The 24,209-nt window shown below is 41.6% G+C and carries 23 protein-coding genes; all 23 read right to left on the bottom strand.

The genetic code is table 11. The features are described from left to right. Nucleotides 1–479 (bottom strand): transposase family protein (locus IEV18_RS12475; RefSeq protein WP_188392717.1); only part of this gene is annotated, 479 nt, incomplete at its 3' end. Nucleotides 480–670: 191 nt separating this feature from the next. Continuing rightward, nucleotides 671–2,233 carry a ribonuclease Y gene (rny, locus tag IEV18_RS12470; RefSeq protein ID WP_188392716.1) on the bottom strand — a complete coding sequence of 521 codons (1,563 nt, stop codon included), beginning with the start codon at nucleotides 2,231–2,233 and terminating at the stop codon, nucleotides 671–673. A 303-nt stretch (nucleotides 2,234–2,536) separates the two neighbouring features. Continuing rightward, nucleotides 2,537–3,577: a recombinase RecA gene (gene recA / locus IEV18_RS12465; protein WP_188392715.1), complete on the bottom strand. Its 1,041-nt coding sequence runs from the start codon at nucleotides 3,575–3,577 to the stop codon at nucleotides 2,537–2,539. Nucleotides 3,578–3,667: 90 nt separating this feature from the next. Further along, nucleotides 3,668–4,924, bottom strand: coding sequence for a competence/damage-inducible protein A (locus tag IEV18_RS12460; protein ID WP_188392714.1), 1,257 nt, complete (start codon nucleotides 4,922–4,924; stop codon nucleotides 3,668–3,670). Next, complete coding sequence (gene pgsA, locus IEV18_RS12455; RefSeq protein ID WP_188392713.1) at nucleotides 4,921–5,499, bottom strand: CDP-diacylglycerol--glycerol-3-phosphate 3-phosphatidyltransferase; 579 nt, start codon at nucleotides 5,497–5,499, stop codon at nucleotides 4,921–4,923. Before pgsA ends, IEV18_RS12460 begins: the two co-directional genes overlap by 4 nt. 67 nt (nucleotides 5,500–5,566) lie before the next feature. Then, entirely contained in the window at nucleotides 5,567–6,457 is an 891-nt protein-coding gene (locus IEV18_RS12450; RefSeq protein ID WP_188392712.1) for a helix-turn-helix domain-containing protein, read from the bottom strand. Between the two features lie 24 nt (nucleotides 6,458–6,481). Continuing rightward, nucleotides 6,482–7,264: a DUF3388 domain-containing protein gene (locus IEV18_RS12445; protein ID WP_188392711.1), complete on the bottom strand. Its 783-nt coding sequence runs from the start codon at nucleotides 7,262–7,264 to the stop codon at nucleotides 6,482–6,484. 146 nt (nucleotides 7,265–7,410) lie between these two features. Continuing rightward, nucleotides 7,411–7,674, bottom strand: coding sequence for a DUF3243 domain-containing protein (locus tag IEV18_RS12440; RefSeq protein WP_188392710.1), 264 nt, complete (start codon nucleotides 7,672–7,674; stop codon nucleotides 7,411–7,413). A 77-nt stretch (nucleotides 7,675–7,751) separates the two neighbouring features. After that, nucleotides 7,752–8,471 (bottom strand): elongation factor P 5-aminopentanone reductase, encoded by a 720-nt coding sequence (ymfI, locus tag IEV18_RS12435; protein WP_188392709.1) that lies wholly within the window; start codon nucleotides 8,469–8,471, stop codon nucleotides 7,752–7,754. Between the two features lie 8 nt (nucleotides 8,472–8,479). Then, nucleotides 8,480–9,763, bottom strand: a complete 1,284-nt coding sequence (gene yfmH, locus IEV18_RS12430) for an EF-P 5-aminopentanol modification-associated protein YfmH (protein WP_188392708.1) — start codon at nucleotides 9,761–9,763, stop codon at nucleotides 8,480–8,482. Then, nucleotides 9,756–11,030, bottom strand: a complete 1,275-nt coding sequence (gene yfmF, locus IEV18_RS12425) for an EF-P 5-aminopentanol modification-associated protein YfmF (RefSeq protein WP_188392707.1) — start codon at nucleotides 11,028–11,030, stop codon at nucleotides 9,756–9,758. Before yfmF ends, yfmH begins: the two co-directional genes overlap by 8 nt. 112 nt (nucleotides 11,031–11,142) lie before the next feature. After that, entirely contained in the window at nucleotides 11,143–13,389 is a 2,247-nt protein-coding gene (locus IEV18_RS12420; protein ID WP_188392706.1) for an FtsK/SpoIIIE family DNA translocase, read from the bottom strand. A gap of 324 nt (nucleotides 13,390–13,713) precedes the next feature. Then, nucleotides 13,714–13,917 carry a YlzJ-like family protein gene (locus tag IEV18_RS12415; protein ID WP_188392705.1) on the bottom strand — a complete coding sequence of 68 codons (204 nt, stop codon included), beginning with the start codon at nucleotides 13,915–13,917 and terminating at the stop codon, nucleotides 13,714–13,716. Beyond that, the gene (locus IEV18_RS12410) at nucleotides 13,917–14,639 is read right to left on the bottom strand and encodes a ClpP family protease (protein WP_188392704.1); all 723 of its coding nucleotides are present in this window, start codon (nucleotides 14,637–14,639) and stop codon (nucleotides 13,917–13,919) included. The genes IEV18_RS12415 and IEV18_RS12410 overlap by 1 nt, the downstream gene beginning before the upstream one ends. 150 nt (nucleotides 14,640–14,789) lie before the next feature. Next, nucleotides 14,790–16,037, bottom strand: a complete 1,248-nt coding sequence (gene dapG / locus IEV18_RS12405) for an aspartate kinase (RefSeq protein ID WP_188392703.1) — start codon at nucleotides 16,035–16,037, stop codon at nucleotides 14,790–14,792. A 15-nt stretch (nucleotides 16,038–16,052) separates the two neighbouring features. After that, nucleotides 16,053–17,108, bottom strand: coding sequence for an aspartate-semialdehyde dehydrogenase (locus tag IEV18_RS12400; RefSeq protein WP_188392702.1), 1,056 nt, complete (start codon nucleotides 17,106–17,108; stop codon nucleotides 16,053–16,055). A gap of 56 nt (nucleotides 17,109–17,164) precedes the next feature. Continuing rightward, nucleotides 17,165–17,755, bottom strand: coding sequence for a dipicolinate synthase subunit B (gene dpaB, locus IEV18_RS12395; protein ID WP_188392701.1), 591 nt, complete (start codon nucleotides 17,753–17,755; stop codon nucleotides 17,165–17,167). A gap of 2 nt (nucleotides 17,756–17,757) precedes the next feature. Further along, the gene (dpaA, locus tag IEV18_RS12390) at nucleotides 17,758–18,636 is read right to left on the bottom strand and encodes a dipicolinic acid synthetase subunit A (RefSeq protein WP_188392700.1); all 879 of its coding nucleotides are present in this window, start codon (nucleotides 18,634–18,636) and stop codon (nucleotides 17,758–17,760) included. Nucleotides 18,637–18,777: 141 nt separating this feature from the next. Beyond that, nucleotides 18,778–19,020, bottom strand: coding sequence for a YlmC/YmxH family sporulation protein (locus IEV18_RS12385; protein WP_188392699.1), 243 nt, complete (start codon nucleotides 19,018–19,020; stop codon nucleotides 18,778–18,780). A 64-nt stretch (nucleotides 19,021–19,084) separates the two neighbouring features. Further along, nucleotides 19,085–20,311 carry a M16 family metallopeptidase gene (locus IEV18_RS12380; RefSeq protein WP_188392698.1) on the bottom strand — a complete coding sequence of 409 codons (1,227 nt, stop codon included), beginning with the start codon at nucleotides 20,309–20,311 and terminating at the stop codon, nucleotides 19,085–19,087. Between the two features lie 36 nt (nucleotides 20,312–20,347). Then, entirely contained in the window at nucleotides 20,348–21,304 is a 957-nt protein-coding gene (locus tag IEV18_RS12375) for a polysaccharide deacetylase family protein (RefSeq protein ID WP_188392697.1), read from the bottom strand. Nucleotides 21,305–21,407: 103 nt separating this feature from the next. Then, nucleotides 21,408–23,522, bottom strand: a complete 2,115-nt coding sequence (locus tag IEV18_RS12370) for a polyribonucleotide nucleotidyltransferase (protein WP_188392696.1) — start codon at nucleotides 23,520–23,522, stop codon at nucleotides 21,408–21,410. Nucleotides 23,523–23,697: 175 nt separating this feature from the next. Then, entirely contained in the window at nucleotides 23,698–23,967 is a 270-nt protein-coding gene (rpsO, locus tag IEV18_RS12365) for a 30S ribosomal protein S15 (protein WP_188392695.1), read from the bottom strand. Between the last annotated feature and the right edge of the window lie 242 nt (nucleotides 23,968–24,209).

The raw sequence follows: 24,209 nt of genomic DNA, 5'->3' as shown, positions 1-24,209 counted from the left end.
GTATCGCCTTTGTATTCATCGATGGAGATGACACGAGGAAGCTCCTCTACATCTTTTAGCTCTTTCTCTGCAAGCTCATCAAATCTGCGAATGATAGTAGATGGGGAAGCGCCGAATTGCTGGCTAATTTCTTTAAATGTCTTCGCTCTTACACTGCGTATATTTACGGCTCGATTCCATTCTTTAGAAAATCTCTGATAACGATCTACAATCGAATTCTTCTCGTAAAATCTCTTGCCACATGTATCACATCTATATCTGCGCTTCCGATAAAAAATATAGCTTAAACGCTCAAACCATTTTAAATGCTTGATTTTTTGCACTCGATAATCATGTATTTTTCTCGTTTTCTCACCACATTTTGGGCATCTGTGGGTTTGGACCTTCATTTCGACAAATATGGCTATTCGATCCTCAAATTCCTCCACCTTTGTAATAATTACATCTTCTAAACCAGGGATTTTTATGGTATTATTCATTTACACGCTTCTCCTCTCTTTTTGCTTGTTTCTCGTCAATTCAAGTATAAAAGAAATTGGAGAAGCGTGCTTTTATTTGTCTTTAAATTATTTCTAAACCCCAACATTTAGTATAGAGCCTATTTTATTGCATGAAAAAGCAGAAAAAAGCGGTGCTTGCCCGCTTTTTTCTTAAAATTTTGCTATGAAAATCATTTTGCATATTCAACGGCTCTTGTTTCCCGAATGACCGTTACTTTAATATGTCCCGGATAATCCAGTTCATTTTCAATCCGTTTCCTTATTTCCCTTGCAATTCGAACCGATTCTAAATCGTCAATCTGATCCGGTTTGACCATAATTCGGATTTCTCGTCCTGCTTGAATGGCAAAGGACTTCTCAACACCTTCAAAGGATTCGGATATTTCTTCTAATTTTTCCAGCCGTTTAATGTAGTTTTCCAATGTCTCGCTTCTAGCACCAGGTCTTGCTGCTGACAGCGCATCTGCAGCAGCCACGATGACAGCGATCACAGAGGTTGGCTCTTCATCTCCATGGTGTGATGCAATAGCATTCACAACGACTTCATGCTCTTTATACTTCATCGCCAATTCTTTGCCGATCTCAACATGGGAACCTTCTACTTCATGGTCGATTGCTTTACCGATATCATGAAGTAAGCCGGCTCTTTTCGCTAACGTTACATCTTCGCCTAGTTCCGCAGCGAGCAGGCCTGAGAGATACGCAACTTCTGTCGAATGTTTCAATACATTTTGACCATAGCTTGTACGATATTTTAGACGTCCAAGAATCTTTATTAAATCCGGGTGCAGTCCGTGTACCCCGACTTCAAATGTCGTTTCTTCTCCGACTTCCCGTATATATTCATCTACTTCCTTTCTGGCTTTTTCCACCATTTCTTCAATACGTGCTGGATGAATTCGGCCATCCTGGACTAATTTTTCTAAAGCTATACGGGCAATTTCCCTTCGGATTGGATCAAAACCAGATAAGACGACTGCTTCCGGAGTATCATCGATTATTAAATCGATGCCGGTTAATGTCTCCAACGTTCGGATATTCCGGCCTTCTCTACCGATAATACGTCCTTTCATTTCGTCATTAGGAAGATTCACAACAGATACGGTTGTCTCAGCAACGTGGTCTGCAGCACAGCGTTGTAAAGCCAGGGATAGAATGCTTTTCGCCTTTTTATCTGCTTCCTCCTTCACACGATTTTCTGCCTCTTTAATCATGACAGCTGCTTCGTGCTTCACTTCTTTTTCGATCCGTTCTAAAATAATTTGTTTCGCTTGGTCTGTTGTATATCCAGAAATGCGTTCAAGCTCGGCTTGCTGCTGTTTGATCATTGCTTCCACTTTGCTTTCCATTTCTTCAATTTGTTGTTGTTTTTCTGCAAGGGCTTGTTCTTTGTTTTCTAACAACAGCTCACGTTTGTCCAATGTTTCACTCTTGCGATCAAGAGTTTCTTCCCGTTGCATAAGACGATTTTCTTGCTTTTGCACTTCCATTCTTCGCTCACGGAGTTCTTCCTCCGTTTGCTGACGAAGCCGATGATTTTCGTCTTTCGCCTCAAGAAGCGCTTCTCTTTTCGCAGCATCCGCATTGCGGCGTGCTTCTTCGGTGATTTGCTTTGCCAAAGTTTCCGCACTGGAAATCTTCGCCTCTGCAATAGATTTACGTATCAGATAACCAACAACAATACCGACGATCAGAGCAAGCAAAATGGAGATGATTAGAAGAATGATATCCATAATTTCACCTCCTATTGCCATAGGATTGTACATTCATATGTCGGCATGTAACATTTTCAATACATTAAAGACAAAATGTATAAAAAGTATAAAATTATACAACATCCATTTTAATTGTCAATGTTCCAATTGTCAAGGAAACGCCATAATTGCATATGCAAAATCAGACGGATGGGAAAAAGATAGAGCGGGAAGAAGCAATCCGTTTAGCTTTCGGTGGAATGTTGGAGGGACTAAACTTGGAAAGGTCAATAAAAAACTCCTCTACTAAAATAAATTTAGTAAAGGAATTTTTTTAACATTTTATACGTCTAAACTTTCCTGTTCTACTAATTCTTCCGGATTTTCTTCGGCCTCGTCGTCAAGATTGTAATGCTTGCGGATGGCTGCTTCGATTTCTTCCAGCATATCCGGGTTTTCTCTTAAAAATTGTTTTGCATTTTCCCGTCCTTGGCCGAGTCTTTCCCCGTTGTAGGCATACCATGCACCGCTTTTATCGATGATATCCAATTCTGCGCCAATATCGAGAATTTCTCCTTCTTTCGATATGCCTTCGCCATACATAATATCAACTTCCGCTTGTTTAAACGGCGGGGCAACTTTGTTTTTCACTACTTTTACCTTCGATTTATTTCCGACTACCTCATTGCCTTGTTTTAATTGCTCTGCACGGCGAACCTCTAAGCGCACAGAAGAATAGAATTTAAGCGCTCTTCCGCCAGGAGTAGTCTCCGGATTACCAAACAGGACGCCGACTTTTTCCCGGATTTGGTTAATAAATATAGCAGTCGTTTGGGATTTATTAATCGCGCCTGACAGTTTCCGCAATGCCTGGGACATTAACCTTGCCTGTAATCCGACGTGGGAATCTCCCATTTCCCCTTCAATTTCTGCTTTTGGCACTAGCGCTGCTACAGAGTCTACGACAATAATATCAACAGCACCGCTGCGAACAAGAGCCTCAGCAATTTCCAGCGCCTGCTCTCCTGTATCCGGCTGAGAAAGCAGCAATTCATCCGTATTTACCCCTAATGCTTTTGCATAAATCGGGTCAAGCGCATGTTCCGCATCGATAAATGCAGCTTGTCCGCCAAGTTTTTGTGCTTCCGCAATGGCGTGCAATGCAACCGTTGTTTTCCCGGAAGATTCCGGACCATATATTTCTATCACTCTTCCCCGGGGATATCCGCCAATGCCGAGGGCTACGTCTAATGCAAGGGATCCGCTTGGAATCGTTTCGATTTTTTGCAGTTCCTGCTCACCGAGCTTCATAATCGATCCTTTGCCGAACTGTTTTTCTATTTGTCTTAAAGCCATATCTAAAGCTTGTTTTCTATCATTCATCTATTTACTGCCTCCTTCTGCCTTCTATTACTTTCATCATACTACAAATCGGCCCCTTTGCCAAGAAAAAACCGAATAAACGTTCTGGTATTATTCAAGTTTTTTCAAATAATGATAGAGCATCTCCAATCCTTTTTTTACGGCTCGTTCACGAACCGTATTCCGCTCTCCCTGGAAAGAAAACTCCGCAACTTCGGATTTGCCGGATGCGGAACAAATTCCGATATAGACGGTACCTGCCGGCTTTCCTTCAACTTCCGCCGGACCAGCAACCCCGGTAAAGCTGATGGCTAAAGAGGATTGCAGTTTTTCTTTCGCTCCCCGTGCCATTTCCAAAGCGCAAGCTTCGCTCACTGTGCCAACAGACGAAATCGTCTCGTCAGAAACACCTAATAGCTTCCTTTTAACATTCGTATCATAGCCAATGATGCCGCCTAGGCATACTTCGGAAGCTCCGCTGACAGAAATTAGCCGGCTCATAAATAAGCCGCCCGTTAAGCTTTCGGCAGAGGCAATCGTCAATTCCTTTTCCTTAAGCAGAGAAATAAGCCGTTCTTCAATCGTTTCTTCATCTGTGCCATAATAATAATCGCCAACCCGGCTTAATATTTTTTTCCTCGTTTCATCCAGCATATGCCGAACGTGCTCTTTATTTTCCCCTTTTGCTGTAATGCGGATGACAACACCGTCATTTTGCGCCAAAGGAGCAATGGTAGGATTCGTCTGGGTTTGGATCAGGTCTATCAGTTCGTGTTCCAGCGTTGATTCTCCGATGCCAATAAATTTTAACACTTGGGACTGGATGACATCTTTCTTTCCTGTCTTTTTCTCCAGATAAGGGAGCACTTTTTCCGTTGTCAATTGTTTCATTTCCCGGGGGACTCCAGGAAGGAAAATCCAGGTCACCTGATTCGTCTCTACAATCATGCCTGGAGCCATGCCAATCGGGTTTTCCAGTACGATGCTCCCTTTAAATACGCGGGCCTGTCTTTTATTATTCGGTGTCATCGTAATATAGTTATTGCGAAAATATTTTTCTATTTTTTCCAGGGACGGAGCATGTATTTCCATTTCTTTTTTGGAAAGGAGCTGGAAAGCTTCCCTCGTTAAATCGTCCTCCGTCGGACCGAGGCCTCCGGTTACGATTACGATATTCGCCCGTTCGTTAGCTGCAGCAAATACTCGTCTTACCCGCTCCAAGTTATCTCCGACAACGGAATGGTGGTATACATTAATTCCCAATTCCGCCAATTTTTTTGACAGCCACTGGGCATTTGTGTTGGCAATTTGGCCGAGAAGCAGCTCTGTTCCAACAGATACAATTTCCGCATTAAATTGCTTACTCATTTCGATTCCCCCAAAACGTGCCAGTTTTTCACAAAATAATCAATGCCGGATAATATAGTAAAGAAGAGGGCTATGTAGAGCATAATGCCGGCAAACGGAAAACCGATGAAGGAAAAAGGAAAATTATATAGAAGCAATGCGCTTATGGCAATCATTTGTGTAATCGTTTTGATTTTCCCAAGCTTGCTAGCCGCTAAAACAATCCCCTCTCCTGCAGCAATGAGACGAAGTCCCGTTACAGCAAATTCCCTGCTAATAATAATGATAACAACCCATGCTGGTGCATGCCCCATCTGAACGAGAAGAATTAAGGCAGCAGAGACGAGCAGCTTATCTGCCAGCGGGTCTAAAAATTTCCCCAAATTCGTCACTAAGTTGTATTTTCTTGCATAATACCCGTCAATCCAATCAGTCGTCGAAGCTAAAATAAAAATTAGAGCAGCAGCGAAATGGGAAACCGGCAAATAATCTGTGCCGATATTCCATTCACCCCATTGAAACGGAAATGACAACAAAAGTATAAAAATTGGGATTAGCAAAATCCGCGAGATGGTTAATTGATTCGGTATATTCATGTTTTATCCTCCCATTAATAGCAGATGGCAAAGGTATAAAAACCCTTCCTTTGAAAGGCAAGGGTTTTTATTCCGTCTCATTTACAATATTTATTCGGATCCGTTGCACATTATTTTCATTTGGATCGAGGGCATATTCCAGCTCCATTCCATTCACAAAAATGGTTAAAGCTGGAGCATAGCCGATGCTGCCAAAGTAAATGCTTTCCTCTCCGGTTATATCAAATTCCTGCGGCGACTGGTCTTCCGAAAAGGAACCGAAAAACAACTGTTCGTTATTCGTATCATATATTTCCAGCCAAGTATTTCCCTCCGATTCGATCGTCAGTTTTACCTCTTCCCCGCTGGAAATAAATTCATAAACTGACTCCGGATTGGCGGAATCTCCTGCCTCCAGAAGAGTTAATTGTTCTTCCGTCTGTTCTTCACTATTTTCAGGCTCCTCTTCCGCCTCTTCTGCCTCTTCGGTTTCATCAGCAGGCTCCTCGGCAACTTCATTTGGGTTATTAATGATAATTTCATTATCATTTAATGCATCTTCAGTTTCGGAACTGTTTCCGGACATTCCTTCTTTAATAAAATACCAAGCAACAAAAAAAATACCTATTACTAATAAAACAACAATAATTGTAGGCAAAATGGAAAATATTCTGGAGCTTTTTTCCCCATGGCTCGCTCTTCTCGTCCGTTGCATGCGGCTATATTGTTCCAAGTTCGTTTCTTCTGTTTGCGGTATTTCTTCCTGGTGTTCTTCCAGCAATTCATTCGCGTCTAAACCGACGGCGCTGGCATACTCTTTTATAAACGCCCGCGCGTAAAATTTTCCTGGAAGAATGTCCAAATTTCCTTCTTCGATGGCGACTAAATATCGTTTCTGTATTTTTGTTTCTTCTTGTAATTCATCCAGCGAGAGGCCTTTTGCTATCCTCGCTTCCTTTAACCGTGCTCCTATTTCCATTGAAAACACCTTCCATATTTATAATCAAACAAGAAATCCATTTCCATCAGATAATTGTTGTTTTTCGATTGTTTCATAGGTAATTTCTTCGTCTTCATGGCTCCGAAGTTCAATGATATAATCAAAGTCGTCTAAATTGTATTCTGTTGCTTGCACGAAAATGTCAGGATGCTCTACCACTTTCACCGCCGGGATTTGCATCACTTCCCGGATTACTTGCCAATGCTGTTCGTTTGCCTGTCTCGTAGAAACGATTCCATCAATAATGAATATATTGTCAGTATTGTATTCCCCTTCAATTAACCGGCTGCGAATCGTTTGTTTCAGCATTGTACTCGATACGAACAGCCAGCGTTTGTTGGCACAAACACTCGCAGCAACAATTGATTCGGTCTTTCCGACCCGAGGCATCCCGCGAATGCCAATTAATTTATGTCCTTCTTCTTTATACAATTCCGCCATAAAGTCGACGAGCAAACCGAGCTCGTCCCGGACAAAACGGACAGTTTTTCGGTCACTTGCATCTGTATGTATATATTTTCCATGGCGTACAGCCATCCGGTCTTTTAATTTTGGTTTTCGCAATTTGAGCAGTTGAATGGTATCCATCGTCAGCAAAATCGAACGGAGACGCATAATATTTTCATCGTACTTTGACAGAAGAAGCATGCCCCTTCTGGAATTTTCCACTCCATTAATCATTATAATATTAATGGACAACATACCGAGCAAGGAAGAAATATCTCCCAACAATCCCGGCCGGTTTATTTTAATTTCGTATTCCAAATACCATTCTTTTTTTTCCATCGTATTCCCCTTTATCCATGAAAAAAATATTGGACATATAGTTCTATCATAAATCATTTTCAAGAAAGTGAAAAGTAAATCAGCGAAGTTTATATGATTAAATTACAATAAAAGAAGCTGTATATACATACAGCCTCTACATACATTTACGAGTAACTATTTCCCTGATTTTGTACTAATTTTACCATCGTACTTGCCAATGCCTGCTGCTCCTGTTCACTAGCTGCATTCCATAAATCTTTTAAAATTTGTTCTTCTTTATTTTTTGCATCTACATTTTGTGCCAGATAGTCCCCTACTTCTGCAGCTAAATTAGTAATCGTCTTTTGGTCCATTCCTTGCTGCTGCGCCTGTTGGAGCCGATTGGCCAAAAATTGTTTCCACGTTTCAAAGTTATCAAGAACTGACATTTCTTTACCTCCTTGGAATTATTACACGCATAGTATGTGAATTTCATCGGCAATTATGCATTCCAATCACAGAAAGATTACTCCCATCCGCCGGCAACATGTATAATTTCACCTTGAATATAACTGGAGGCATCACTTAGCAAAAACTGAACGACTTTAGCCACTTCTTCCGCCTTTCCCGGCCGCTTAAGCGGTATTTCTTCGTACAGATCGTCCTTTTCTTCTCTCGAAAGATGATTATTCATCTTCGTTTCAATGTACCCTGGGCTAACCCCGTTCACATACACGCCGCTATTTGCGACCTCCTTGGCAAGAGCTTTAATGAAAATGTTCTGACCGCCTTTCACCGAGGAATAGATCGTTTCCATGCTTGCTCCCTTATTTCCCCAAATCGAAGTAATAAAAATAATATGGCCGCATCTTCTTTGGATCATTTCCGGCAATAGATGCTTCGTTATCATCCAAGGAGCATATAAATGAAGATGGAACAACTCCTTCATCGCTGTTTCCGTTGTATCTTGCAATTGGGCAATATGGGCTTTTCCTCCGGCAAAAATAACGGCATGGACGGGAAAGGCGATGTTTTCAATGAACTGCCAGATCTCCTCTTCTTTTCGAAAATCCGCTTTTAAGACACTTAATATTTGCAGCGGATTGACCTCTTTCAGCACTTCCTCCAGGCATGAGCGATTTTCATTATAGTGGAGAATAAACTGGGTATCTTCCTTTGCCAAAAGACGAACGATGCTCCTTCCGATTTCTCCGCTTGCTCCGATAATCAATATATTTCTCTTCATCTTTCACCCTACTCATTCATTATTGTGCATACCGATAATTTTTCCTCTTGTATCCAATTTTTTAGGAATTCGCGGACGTCAGCCAACGTCAACGTCTGGACAAAAGGAATTAAATCAAAAAAGCTGATGTCCTGCTGACGGTAATGAATAAATTTATTGGCGATAAATTCCAAGGAATTCATTGAACGGAGCAATTGACCGATTTTTTTCCGTTTCATCCGCTCAACGTCTTCCTCCGTCACCGGCAAACTCGCAGTGGATAAAAGCAGTTCCTTGCATCTTCTGCTGAAGGCATCCGGATTATTTGTATTTGTTCCGATTAATGAGTAGCCAAAATTTTTTTCCAAGTTCGTTTCAAAATAGAAACTTTCATCGATTAAATTTTCTTCGTATAACTTTTCGTAAAATGCTCCCCCTTTAGAAAACAGATAATCAAGAACAATATTCGTAAGCATTTCCTTTTTCAAATACACCTTTTTATCGAGTTCCTTGCCGTATTCTTTAATTCCAATCGTACACTTTGGGACCGAGACAGCCATGGATACTTTTTTCTCTTTCTGGTATACTTCCGGCGGTTCTTCCGGATATTCCCGGATGATGGCATCGGTTTTCCTGAACTGCTTCTTTTCCTGGTTGGTTTTAATCAAATCCATCATCGTGTCCACATCAAAGTTCCCGGCAATAAACAAAGTCATATTGTCCGGATGATAAAACGTTTCATAACACGTATACAAATCCTCTTTCGTAATTTTGCTGATTGACTCAACCGTTCCGGCAATATCAATATGGACCGGATGATGGGCAAACATCGCTTTTAATGCTGACATAAATGCTTGCCACTCTGGCTGATCATCATACATTTTAATCTCTTGAGCAATAATTCCTTTTTCTTTTTCTACCGATTCGTCGGAGAAAAATGGTTCCTGGACAAAGTCAAGCAGCGTTTCTACATTTTTTTCAATCTGGGATGTAGCCGAGAACAGATAGGCAGTTTTCGTAAAGGACGTAAAAGCATTGGCAGAAGCTCCTTGTTTGCTAAAGTCCGCAAAAACATCCCGGTCTTTTTTTTCAAAAAGCTTATGTTCCAAAAAATGGGCAATCCCTTCCGGAACAGTAATTTTCTCCTGTTTTCCAATTGGAACAAAAGTTTGGTCAATCGATCCGTAATTCGTTGAAAAAATACTGTATGTTTTCGCCATTTCTTTTTTCGGCAAAAGAAATACCGATAAGCCATTATCTAATTTTTCCGAGTAAATCGTTTCCCCAATATGGGCATAATGCTGTTTATGCACTGGCATTCCCTCCTTCCTCCGTCAATAAATACACCGTATCTTCTTCAATTTTCTTTGCTGCATCAATCACATCTTTCTTTGTAACAGCTTTAATTTTTGCGATGAGTTCCTTTGGGTCCTGTTCTGTATCTGCAAGCACTTGCTGATACAAAAGCTCCACCATCCCTTGCGGATGATCCATCGTTTCTAACAGCTGATTACTGATTAAATCCTTCACCTCGCATAAGGCTTGTTCGGTAAATTCCCCTGCCTTCATCGCTTCGAATTGTTCGCGGATAATATTTTTCGTCTTAGTATAGTTTTCTGGTGCAATGCCGCTAAATACAAACAAAAGGCCTTTATGGCTCTCCATTCGGGAAGAAGCATAATAGGCTAGACTATGCTTTTCCCTGACGTTCATAAATAATTTTGAGCTAGGAAAACCGCCGAATAAGCCGTTAAAAACGTGAAATGCCGGATATTCTTCATCTTTAAACGTAATGTTTGTCCGATAGCCTATGTGGAGCTTTGCCTGCTGGACTGCTTGTCTTTCAATAACTTCCTTTTGTTTCGAAATTCGCTTTTCACCGGAAAGGGAGATTTTTTTCATCGGATGAACGTCACGCTGCAAATATTTGCTTAACGTCTGCTCCATCTCTCTCCGATTAAAATCACCGACGACATATACGTCCAATTCATCTTCTTTTATCATGTTCTGATAGTATTCGTACAGCCCTTTATGATCTACCTCGTTCAAATCTTCTTCATAACCGTGAACACGGATGCTGTACGGTTCACCTTTGCACATCTCTTCGATGAGACGTAAATTTGCGTACTGCATTTTGTCGTCTGCCAAAGATTGTATTTTCTGCTTTAGCGTCTGTTTTTCCCGTTCAATAATCGCCGGAATGAAAGCTTTGCCATCGGCAATTGGATGAAATAACAGCTCTTTAAATAGTGCGATTCCTTCCTCTAGAATGGCCGTATTATCCGGAAGAAATTTTGGATTTGCCAATTCCAGACGAATGGTAATAATATGATTTTCCCCTTTTTTTGAACCGTCAGCAGAAAACATACCGCCGTATAAATCGTCCAATTTTCTTCTCAGCAATTGCCTTTTCGGATAGCTTTTTGTCCCTTCCTTTAATACATAAGGAATTAACGCCCTTTTTGTAATCGTATCTCGTTGTAAAGGGGCTTTAAATTTGGCAACGAGATGAATCGTTTTAAACTTCTTCGTTTCGATAAAATGATAACGAATCCCCTGAGTTTCAACGGTTGATTCCAATCTTCCATCCTCCTATTCCTTCATAAGCAGAACTTATCCTCTATATTCTAAGCAATTTCATTCTTTATCATCCATTATATGAAAAAAACAACTTGCTAATAGCAAGTCGTCTTTAAGATGTTTTCTCTTCCTGATCTGGCGACACAAGGACGGTCCGCGGTTTGCTTCCTTCGTAAGGACCGACAATCCCCCTCGCTTCCATGGCATCAATTAAACGAGCAGCTCTCGTATAGCCGATACGGAACCGCCGCTGCAGCATGGAAACGCTAGCGCTCTGCATTTCTGTTACGAGCTGAACCGCATCATCATATAGTTCATCATCCACCTCGTCCATCATTTCGTCATTATCGTCCGGTATCATTTCTTCCTGATACGTTGCTTTTTGTTGCTCGATACAGTGCTGTACAACCCGTTCAACTTCATCATCGGAAAGAAATGCTCCTTGAACACGGATTGGCTTGGAAGCACCGACCGGAAGGAAAAGCATGTCCCCTTTCCCTAGCAGCTTTTCCGCCCCTCCCATGTCTAAAATTGTCCGTGAATCTGTCTGGGAGGAAACACTAAAAGCGATTCGCGATGGAATATTTGCCTTAATAACCCCGGTAATGACATCGACCGACGGCCGCTGGGTAGCAATTATCAGGTGAATCCCTGCAGCCCTCGCCATTTGGGCAAGTCTCGTAATCGCATCTTCCACGTCGCTGGAGGCAACCATCATCAAATCGGCCAGCTCATCGACAATGACAACGATATACGGCAAAAGCGGCTGTTTTTCATCCGTGCTTTGGTTGTATTTGCGGATAAATTCATTATAGCCTTCAATATTTCGCGTGCCGGTATCGGAAAATAGTTCATAGCGCCTTTCCATTTCCGCCACAACTTTCTTTAATGCCCTCGAAGCCTTTCTCGGATCGGTAACAACAGGAGCAAGCAAATGGGGAATGCCGTTATAGACGTTTAATTCCACTTTTTTCGGATCAATCATCATCATTTTTACTTCATGGGGTTTCGTCCGCATTAAAATCGTCGTAATAATGCCGTTAATACAGACGCTTTTCCCGCTTCCTGTTGCACCGGCAATGAGCAAGTGGGGCATTTTATTTAATTCAGCTACTACCGCATCACCGGATATATCCCTTCCGAGGGCAACTAATAATTTGGATTGTTTCTGATTCCAAGTGTTATCCAGTACTTCTCTTAACGAAACCATTGCCACTTCTTTATTCGGCACTTCGATACCGACGGCAGACTTTCCGGGAATCGGGGCTTCAATCCGCAAATCTTTTGCGGCCAAAGCTAAAGCTAAATCATCGTGCAAACTGACGATTTTGCTCACCTTTACCCCTAATTCAGGGAAAACTTCGTATTTCGTTACAGCAGGTCCGACATGTACTTTTGTTACCCGGGCGTTTACGCCAAAGCTGCGGAAAGTTTTTTCCAATTTCTTTACCGTTGCCTGAATTTCTGAACGTTCCTGCTGTTCTGCCGTATGTTTCGGTTCGTCGAGCAAATCAATGGAAGGCAATTCATAGTCATAATTTTCCTGCTCGGTTACCGTCATGGAGTAGTCAACTTCTTCTGCTTCATCCGATTCTACCACTATCTGTTCTGGCGTTTCCTGTTCCATCATATACGTTACATCTGCAAAATCATTGATGACAGGTTCTTCATCTGCCAGCGGCAGCTCTTCCTGTTCTTCCTGAAAGAGCTGTGTCTCCCGGGCTTCCCTTCTTTCCTCAACCCGCTGTTGCCAGCTCGTCCGAATCTTCTTCCAGCGTGTTTTTATTCGTTTTGCGGCCTTTGAAAATATTTCACCGAGGGACTTTTCGCTAATAAAGAGCAAGCCGATAACCATGGCAAAAACGGCAACGATTTTTGAACCGGCTAATGAAAACAAATAATGGCAAAACGTAAAAAGGACTGCTCCGATCATTCCCCCGCCAATGTCCAGCGTCGTCCCATTCCCCAGCAGGTACTCCATCATATTGTCCCATGTTGTTCCGATAATCGTAATATTTTCCCGGACTAAATCTTCGAAAATCTGAATATGGGTTAAGAGGAGAACTCCGGCAAAAAATAGATAGAATCCGACAAGTCTGCGATGGAGGAAATTAGGCTTTTTCCTTTTAATCAGCATATACAGACCCGTAATCAGCAAAAAGATCGATGCGATAAAATACCAGATTCCTAATAAAAGCCGGAAAAAATGATCCAAACCGCCGGGGATGACCCCGTCGCTAATTGCCGATGCACCGCTGCCAAAAATGGCCAGAAATATTAATAACAGGCCAGTCAATTCGTATTTCAGCTGCCTGTTTTTTTTCGTATTCCTTTTTTTCCTGCGTTTTTTTTTTGCCAAATCTTAATCACCTCTATTTTCATAGATTTCCAGATTTTAAATGGAAATCTACTAATTCTATTTATTGCCATTGATGCACAAATAAATACAACAATAAAGCAATTTCGATTTTGCGTGATTCGAACCATCGCGTTCCATTTGAACGGAATTACTCCTGGACTGTTAAAGAATACAGTCTGCTTTCGGTCGAAGTGACCGCAAAAACAACCAAAGGGCGCTAAACATCATCAGTCGCCCTTGGTAAAAAGTGAAAGCGAAGTATTGTGACACAAAAATTCGATTTACATTACCACTATTATAACATAAATCCAATTTGTGGAAGTATCATGTTAATGTCGTTCCAGGAAGGTAATCATTATTCAAATAGTCATGGGGATTTGAAGAAATCAGCTGGACTAATTGGTATGTGCCTTCTTCGGTTTTGTCGATGACGAACAATTTCCCCTCATGGTTTACATATTTCCGATTGGCAAATTCTTCATCTGACGGGGGGAAAATTTCGGAATAATCTAATGGAGTATATAACATTACTGAATCACCTGACTTTCATCATCTGGTTTTGATTTTTGGATCAGCTCGTTCAATTTTTCCATTGCTTCCTTTACTCCGCCAACTTCATCGATTAATCCGTATTCGACCGCTTCCCGGCCAACGACATTGGTGCCGATGTCTCTCGTTAAATTTCCTTTGGCAAACATTAAATCTTTAAATTTTTCTTCTTTAATATTGGAATGGTTAATGACAAACTGTATCACCCTTTCCTGCATTTTATCCAAATATTCAAAGGTTTGCGGAACGCCAATTACTAGTCCGGTTAGACGGATCGGGTGGATTGTCATCGTAGCAGTCGGGACGATAAAGGAATAATCGGTCGATACTGCTATCGGCACACCGATGGAATGTCCTCCCCCAAGTACGATGGATACGGTAGGTTTAGACATGGAGGCAATCATCTCTGATAAGGCAAGGCCGGCTTCCACATCACCGCCAACGGTGTTCAGTAATATAATCATCCCTTCAATTTTTGGATTTTGTTCAATCGCAATCAGTTGAGGGAGCAAATGTTCATATTTTGTCGTTTTATTTTGCGGCGGCAATTGCATATGTCCTTCCACCTGGCCAATAATGGATAGGACATGGATATTGGAATCGGGTGCTTGCGGAACATTCGTCTGTCCTAATGCCTGAATTTTTTGTACTAACGAAGATCCGGATTGCTGTTCTTCTTTTTTACCTGCATCTTTTGTCATCGATGTTCATCTCCTTTTACAAAACTCATCCATAGTATGAACGTAAATGACAATCCAATGCGTATAGAGCAGCCAGATTTATTGGCCAAACAGCGATTGATTTCCCCTGACAAAAAAACAGGTCCGCGAAATTCGTTTTCGCGGACCTGTTTATTTCATAATCAGTTTTTTCATCGACTGATTAATATGATCTAATTCAAAAATGTCGTGCAGGGCGTTGACGGCCACTTTTAAATGCTTTTCATGGACGAGCACCCATATTGTCGTATGACTGTCTGCCGATTGCAGTATTTCTACCCCTTTATCAGTCAGTGCCTGAACAATCTTGGCAGCAACTCCCGGCACACCGGTCATGCCGGCGCCGACAGCCGATACTTTCGCGCAATTTTCCGTCGTTTCCAAATGGAAACCGAGATTGCGCAAAATCGATACCGCCGTCTCCGCCAATGCATTTGGCACTGTAAACACAACACCTGCAGGAGAAATATTAATAAAATCCAATGAAATTCCCGCTTCAGCCATCGCCTTAAACACTTCAGACTGTTTGCGGTAAGATTCTTCCTTCGTTTGCACCCGAATTTGCGTCAATTGGGACATATGGGCGATTCCTGTAATGAGACGATCAGGGATATCGGTTCCAAGTTGTTCCTGCCGGGATGCAGTAATCAATGTTCCCGAATCCATGGAATAGGTAGAACGAATGTGCATCGGAATTTTAGCCTGCATGGCGATTTCCACTGCCCGGGGATGAATAACTTTTGCCCCTTGATACGCTAAATTGCATATTTCCGAATAAGTTACAACATCAAGTGACTGGGCTTTTTTCACCATTCTCGGATCAGCTGTCATTACTCCATTGACATCGGTAAAAATTTCAATGCTTTCCGCCTGCAGTGCTGCTCCTAAGGCTGCAGCAGTCGTATCGCTTCCGCCTCTCCCGATGGTTGTTGTCTCACCGGATTCGGACTTTCCTTGAAATCCCGCAACGACAACAACATCGTTTTTTTCCAGTTCCTTTAACAGCCTTTCCGGATTTACTTTTTTTATTTTTGCCGATGTAAAATCTTCTGTCGTAATGATCCCGGCTTGAGCACCGGTTAGTGCTGTTGCTTGAATCTGATGTTTTTGCAGCTCATTGGAAAGGACAACTGCAGAAATAATTTCACCGCAAGAAAGGAGCAGGTCAATTTCCCGGTTGGAATTGGCATGGTTTGGATAATCTACCAAATCGAGCAGTGTATCCGTAGCATAGGGACTTGGTTTGCGTCCTAGGGCAGATACTACGACTACTAATTTTCTGTCCCGCTCAAGGACATGTTTAATATGTTTAATAACATGCTTTCTCGTTTTCTCCGACTTTACCGATGTTCCGCCGAATTTTTGAACGACTATTTGCATATGAACACCTCGATATTACTTCTTCTGTAACCAATTATTTTGGATTAAGCTGCTGGCGATTTGAACTGTATTCCAGGCTGCTCCTTTAAGCAGGTTATCGGACACGACCCAGAAATGGAATCCTTTTTCATGGTCGAGATCCTTTCTTACTCTCCCTACAAAAACGTCTTCCTTGTTAGCCGCTTGCAATGGGGTCGGATATGTTTGTGTTGCTGGATCATCCATAACGGTAACCCCCGGCTGCTCTTCCAACACTTTCCATAAATCTCCGACAGTTACGCCTTTTTTTTCCACTTCAATATAAACGCTTTCGGCATGGGAAGTAATGAACGGCAGGCGTACACAGGTAGCAGCGACGGACAAACTGTCATCGTGCAAGATTTTTTTCGTTTCATTAATCATTTTCATTTCTTCAAACGTATACCCGTTATCTTGGAAAACATCGATTTGCGGCAAGGCATTAAAGGCAATCGGATAATGCTTTTTATCACCTTTTACAGGCAATATGTCAGCCGTCATTTCTTCCTTATTCATATATTGTTCTACTTGCTTTTCCAATTCTTCTACAGCCTGGTTGCCGGCTCCAGATACAGCTTGATATGTCGACACGATAACTCGTTTTAGGCCGAAATGGTCACGTATTGGTTTTAATGCGGTCACCATTTGAATGGTGGAACAATTCGGATTGGCGATAATTCCTTCGTGTCGGGCCAAATCTTCTTCATTCACTTCCGGCACAACAAGGGGAACCTTCTCATCCATACGGAATGCACTCGTATTGTCCACGACAACTGCACCCCGTTTGACCGCTTCCTTTGCCAGCTGTTTCGATACCGAACCTCCGGCAGAAAATAGGGCGATATCCACCCCTTCAAAACTATCCGGAGTCGCTTCCTCCACGGTAATCGTTTTATCGTTAAACCGGATTTTCGTTCCGGCGGATCGTTTCGAAGATAATAACTTTATTTCATTTATTGGAAATTTTTTTTCTTGTAAAAGGGATATGATTTTCTGTCCTACTGCACCTGTAGCTCCGACTACTGCCACATTATAAAGTGATTTTCCTGTCATTCAAATGACTCCTCCCCAAAGTTTTGTGATTTCTTAATTTTATATTTTAACACACTTTAGTCGATATAAGGAATAAGAATTGGCTGAATTTGTTTGGAGTCCATTGCTAAACGCACCGTTTCTTCCAGCAAATCTAAATTTGCGACTAATGAATTCGGTTTTTTAAAAGGACTATCCTGCCCGAAAGGAATAAAATATATATTTTTCGTGCTTAATAGCTGCATTAAATTTTTTCCGTTTAATCCGAGGGCGTCGTTTGTCGTAATTCCTAAAACTACCGGTTTTTCGTTTCTTAATGTCGATTTTGCTGCCATGAGCGGCGGAGAATCGGTAATTCCGTTGGCAAGTTTTGCCATCGAGTTCCCGGTCAAGGGTGCAATAATCATACAGTCTAAAGGCAAATCCGGTCCAAACGGTTCTGCGTCTGGCATCGTTTTGACGACCTTTCTGCCGGTAATTTCTTCCAATCGCTGTAAATGGTCTTCAGCCTTGCCGAATTTCGTATCCGTATGCTGCACCGTAAAAGAAACTACCGGATACACTTCTGCTTTTTTTGCCACTAAGTTTTCAATTTGGGCAAAGGCACGGCTGAACGTATGATGGGAACCGGTAATTCCAAACCCAATTCGTTTTCCTTGAAAAGGCATTCTTATCCCCTCTCCTCCAGTAAAATCTGTTTTATAACATCAGCCAATATTTTTCCTGCTGTTTTCGGAGCGACTATTCCCGGCAAACTTCCGGCCAAAAAAGCTTCGATTCCCCGCTGCTTTGCATAGGCAAAATCGGTACCTCCAGGACTGGAGGCCAAATCGATGATTTTCGCATGGGACGGCAGATGCTGGATCACCTTTTGGTCAATGACTAAAGCCGGAATCGTGTTTATGATGACGTCACAGTCACTGGAAAAGTCGGCAAGTTTATCCAGCGGAATTGCTGTCAGTCCCATTTCGGTAATCCGTGCTAAATCCCGGATGCTTTTCGCGGCTACCGAAACTTTGGCACCTAGACTGGCGAATTTGTTCGCAACCGTGTTGCCGACTCTTCCAAAACCGGTAACGATAATCCGGGATGAATGAATCGTATGGTCGGTATGTTCGATTACAAGCATAATCGCTCCTTCAGCTGTCGGTATTGAATTATAAATTGCAACATCGTCTCGATCTAAAAGCGGGATTAATGTAATCCCTGTTTGTTCTGCTTTTTCCGTTAAATATGGACTTGTAATCCCTGTAAATATGATTGCAGACTTTTTTAACCGTCCGAACCAATCGGCGGTTAACTTAATTTTTTGATCAGAAAAAACCGTCTCCACATATCCTTCCTTGTCTGTACCTGTTATTGGCAATATAACAACATCTAATTTTTCTGCTTCCAATTCAGACAGTTCCATTTGTTTCAGTCCGATAAAGCCTTGTTCCAGCTTATCGAAACCGACGAGGATAATCGTTGTATTTGGAACAATTTGTAATTGTCGTATTAATTCGATGTATCGAGCATCTCCACCGATGACGGCAATATATCGGTTCATTCGCTTCCATACCCTCCAGACATAGTTGCTTATCATTCTATATAGCTTATGACGATTCTGCATAGGAGTGTCTGAACCATTAAAAAAACAAAAAAATAGACTAGTATGCCGTTATACTAGTCTACTTCCTTACTGCTGCTATTATTTGCTTGCGTCCATTTCCACCAAAATCATATCTTCGCCGATTTTTTTAATCGATGACCAATGAATTTTCGTCTCTTCATTTTCTTTTTTTAAACCAAACCATTTATAATTCGGAATAATAAAGGCTTCAATCTGCCCAGTTCTTTCATTGATTTCCAGATCGGTTTGTCCTAAAATTCCCAGCCGGGTACCTTTATTGACGTTGACGATTTCTTTGGAACCGATATCTTTAAAACGCACAGGACTTCCTCCTTTACATTCACTAGTACATCCATATGCATTGTCTAAGAGGACTATTCCCGTATTAATTCGATTTAGAAAATGGAGCAATCAACGCGCTTGCAGCCGGCTGAGTAAATACATTTTCGATTACTTTATTGATCGATTCATGGGTAATTTTGTCGATTTCCTGAAGCATTTCGTCTAATGTACGATGCCGTTTCAGCAATAATTCATTTTTTCCGTTTCGGCTCATTCGGCTATTCGTGCTTTCCAGTCCAAGCATCAAACTGCCTTTTAACTGTTCTTTGCTATTGTGCAATTCTTTATCGGTAATTCCGTGTTTGATTAATTTGTCCAATGTCCGTTCAATCGTGTCCCGCAGTATCGGCAATTGTTCTTTTCCTGTTCCGGCATATATAGTAAGCAGCCCATTATCCTGAAAAGAAGAATGATACGAAAACACAGAATAGGCTAGACCTTGTTTTTCCCTAACCTCTTGAAATAAACGGGAGCTCATGCTGCCGCCAAGCACGTTATTCATTACAATCAAACTGTAAATATTTTCATCGCCAACAGGAAGTCCGTCAAACCCTAAACAAAGGTGGGCTTGCTCTGTATCTTTATTTCGTTCAATACTTTGACCGACAAAGGTGGCTTTTTCTATATTTGTGCCTTTGCTTTGTGATTCATAATTTCCGAAGTATTTTTCGATTTCCTTAAAAAACGATTCATCTACATTACCTGCAACGGAAATGACGACATTTTCCGGTGTATACCGTTCTTTAATATAGTTCCGCAAATCATCTGGTGTAAAAGACTGCAGTCTCTCTTCCGTCCCTAAGATGGAATATCCGAGTGGATGATTGCCAAAGGACGCTTTTGCCAGCAAATCATGAACAATGTCGTCGGGCGTATCTTCGTACATTTTGATTTCTTCATATACAACTTTTTTTTCCCGTTCCATTTCTTCTTCATCAAAGGTAGAATGAAAAAACATATCTGCTAAAATCTCTAACGCATATTCTTTATGCGTATCTAAAATTTTTGCGTAATAGCATGTATACTCCTTTGATGTAAAAGCGTTTATTTGTCCTCCAATGGAATCAAAAGCTTCTGCTATATCCCTTGCGCTTCTTGTTTCCGTGCCTTTAAAAAACATGTGTTCAAGGAAATGGGAAATGCCATTATTTGCCTCCGTTTCATTTCTCGACCCGGTTAATACCCAAATACCGATCGTAACAGAGCGTACAGCAGGAATATCTTCTAATACAATTCGCACTCCATTTTTACACGTATATCTCTGTATCAACGTTTATCCTCCTATGTCAGCAAAATTCAAGATGCATTACCGATCCTCACTAACTAATGATTCAATCGTTCCAATCCGATAGCCCTTTTCTTTCATTAAATCTATTAAATCATTTAAACCGGCCCGAATGGCCTCTGTCGGATGCATTAGAACCGTAGCACCAGGATGAATTTTATTATTTACGCGATTTATCATAACAGAAATTGCCGGATTCTTCCAATCAATTGTATCAACCGTCCAAAGAACCGTTTCCATATCTAAATTATGGGCAATTTCTACTACCTGCTGATTATAGCTTCCGCTTGGAGGCGCAAACCATTTCGGTGCTTCACCTGTTATCGCTTTTAATATATCATTCGTTTGGGACAATTGGTTGTAAATTTCGTCCTTTGAAATTCTCGCCATATCCGGATGATTATAAGCATGATTGCCGATTGTATGTCCTTGTTCTTTAATCATTTTTACCAGATTGGCATTTTCTTTTGCCCACTTTCCTTCAATAAAAAAGCTCGCTTTTACTTTCCTGTCATGTAGTATTTGCAAAATATCCGGTATGTATTCGGTACCCCAGGAAACGTTTATTAAAAAGGCAACCATATCTTTTTCCGGATGTCCCCGGTATATCGGAGAAGGGGGCAAATCTTCCAAATGAACTTTCGGTGTGATTTCCCGGAAGACGAGCAATGATTCATCAAACTTGCCATTTTCTTTCATTTTTTTATAGGACTTCTCCACATCCACTTCTAGTCCATTCCGGCCGGGAGTTTTCTTCCAAACTTTGTCTATATAGGCGTTATCTGGCGCCTGATAATATTCCTTGCTTTTTTCCTTGATTTCCTGTTTTAATTTTTCTTCCTTTTTTACGGTTTCCGTTATGGAGGAAATTACTTCTTCACTTGCAGAAAACGGGTTGTAAGAAAGATTGAATTGAAAAACTAAGGCTACGAGGATGACAAATACGAATAGATTGACATATTTATCGAATCGTTGCATTTAAACCCCTCCCCTACTACCTTATGACTGGCTTGGACAAGGTATGACTGGAAGGGTCCCGAAAGCAAAAAAGAAACTGTCATGACAGCTTCTTTCTTTCCGTTTATTGTTTTGCTTTTTCCCGCTTTTCCCGTTCTTCTTTAAGGACGGCTTTTCGGGACAGATTAATCCGCCCTTGACGGTCAATTTCTTTCACTTTTACTAAAATTTGATCCCCGATGGAAACGACATCTTCTACTTTATTTGTTCTTTCCTCTGCCAGCTCGGAAATATGGACTAACCCGTCTTTTCCTTTAAACAATTCGACGAAGGCACCGAATTTTTCGATCCGCTTCACCGTTCCGAGGTACATTTGTCCTACTTCTACTTCCCGGACGATATCTTCAATAATTTTCTTCGCCTTTTCATTCATTTCCGGATCAGTGGAGGAAATAAAAATCGTTCCATCTTGTTCAATATCGATTTTCACTCCGGTTTCATCAATAATTTGATTTATTTGCTTTCCGCTCGGTCCAATGACTTCACGGATTTTTTCCGGATTGATTTCCATCGTTAAAATTTTCGGTGCGTAGATGGACAGCTGCTCCCGCGGTTTATCGATTGTTTGCATCATCGATTTTAATATTTCCAGGCGACCTTTCCGTGCCTGCATTAATGCCTCCTGCAAAATTTCTTTAGATAGTCCTTCAATCTTAATGTCCATTTGCAGGGCCGTTACGCCTTTTTCCGTACCGGCAACTTTAAAGTCCATATCACCTAAAGCATCTTCCATCCCTTGAATATCCGTCAGAATCGTATAGTCATCTCCCGATTTCACTAAGCCCATGGCAATTCCTGCTACCGGCGCTTTAATCGGAACCCCGGCATCCATCATTGCCAGTGTGCTGGCACAAATGCTTGCCTGGGAAGTAGAACCGTTCGATTCCAATACTTCCGACACTAACCGTATTGTGTACGGAAATTCTTTTTCCGAAGGGACAACTTTTTCCAACGCCCGTTCACCTAGAGCTCCGTGACCAATTTCCCGGCGGCCTGGTCCGCGGATCGGTCCGACTTCACCGACACTAAAATGCGGGAAGTTATAATGGTGCATGAACCGCTTCGATTCTTCCAAGTCCAGTCCGTCTAATATTTGCACATCGCCTAATGCTCCAAGGGTACAAACACTTAATGCCTGTGTTTGTCCGCGGGTAAAAAGGCCTGAACCGTGGGCGCGAGGCAGCAGTCCGACTCGGGAGGACAATGGACGGATTTCGTCTGCTTTTCTGCCGTCTGGCCGTATCTTTTCAACGGTTATTAACCGTCGTACTTCATCCTTCACCATTTTATCCAAAATCGTTTTCACTTGCTCGACAATTTCCTCTTCTTCTTCCGCATATAATTCCAGTACTTCTTCTTTTACTTTGTCAATGGCTTCTTCTCTTGCATGTTTTTCTTTCACTTGGATAGCCGCCAGCAATTTTTCCTTTGCTTCCTTTTCCACTTTGGCTTCCAATTCGCTATCTATTTCAAATAACGGCACTTCCATTTTTTCCTGACCGACAGCCTGGATAATTTCCTCCTGGAATGCGACAAGCCGCTTAATTTCTTCATGGCCAAACATAATGGCTTCCAGCATGACTTCTTCCGGAACTTCATTGGCCCCGGCTTCAACCATATTAATGGCGTCCTTCGTTCCGGCTACCGTTAATTCAATATCGCTTTTTTCATGCTGTTCCACCGTCGGATTGATGATGAATTCCCCATCGACCCGGCCGACGTGAACACCTGCAATCGGCTGTTTAAACGGAATATTGGAAATGCTTAAAGCAATCGATGAACCGATCATTGCTGCAATTTCTGATGAACAGTCCTGGTCAACACTCATCACCGTGCTGATTACTTGTACTTCATTGCGAAAACCGTCAGGAAACATGGGCCGAATCGGGCGATCAATCAGTCGGGAAGAAAGAATTGCTTTTTCGCTTGGACGTCCTTCCCGTTTAATAAATCCGCCCGGAATTTTTCCGACGGCATATAGCCGTTCCTCATAATTGACTGTTAACGGGAAAAAAGGTAAATCCTTTGGTTCTTTCGACGCAGTTGCTGTCGATAACACGGATGTATCTCCATAATGGACCATACAAGCGCCATTTGCTTGTTTTGCCAATTCGCCGATTTCTACGACAAATGGTTTTCCGGAAATTTCTGTGGAGAAAACTTGCTTTTCTTCTGGCATGTATCTTGTGCTCCTTTCAATACGACATACTTATCTATCATCATTTTATATTTTATACTCTAGTTTGTAAATTTTATGTACGAAGCGGCGGGATTAAACTGCTGTTTCCAGCTTAGGCAATATGCTTCAACATGTTTCTATATAATAGAAGAAGCAGGATAACTCCTGCTTCTCATTAACGGCGCAAGCCTAGACGTTTAATTAGTTCACGATAACGGGTTACGTCTTTGTTTCTTAAGTAAGTTAACAAATTACGACGCTTCCCAACCATCTTCAATAGTCCGCGGCGGGAATGATGGTCTTTCTTGTGCACCCGCAAATGCTCATTCAACGCATTGATTTCTGCAGTAAGTACAGCGATTTGCACTTCTGGAGAACCTGTATCGTTTTCATGAATTTTAAACTCGTTGATGATTTCATTTTTGCGTTCTTGTGAAATAGCCATAATGGCACCTCCTATAATTTATTATCCCCAGTCTCCTAGCAATCGCCGGAGTTACGATTTGCCAAGGGACGGTTCACGTTTACTAGCATAACGCTTTTTTTTCGAGAAAGCAAGAGGAAATTCATTGGGGAGTCTGTCAAGTATTTACGGGAGGTCTCCCTCACCTTTGATTTTTCCTTTGTTTTTTCGTTTCAATAAATTTTTTCTCTGAGAATCTGTGTTAAAAGGGTACAGAACCCCTT

The organism is Compostibacillus humi (assembly GCF_014637175.1).
Classification (GTDB): Bacteria; Bacillota; Bacilli; order Bacillales; family Amphibacillaceae; genus Oceanobacillus; species Oceanobacillus humi.
Note: the sequence above shows the minus strand (reverse complement) of the source record. Positions and strands in the feature narration are given on the sequence as shown.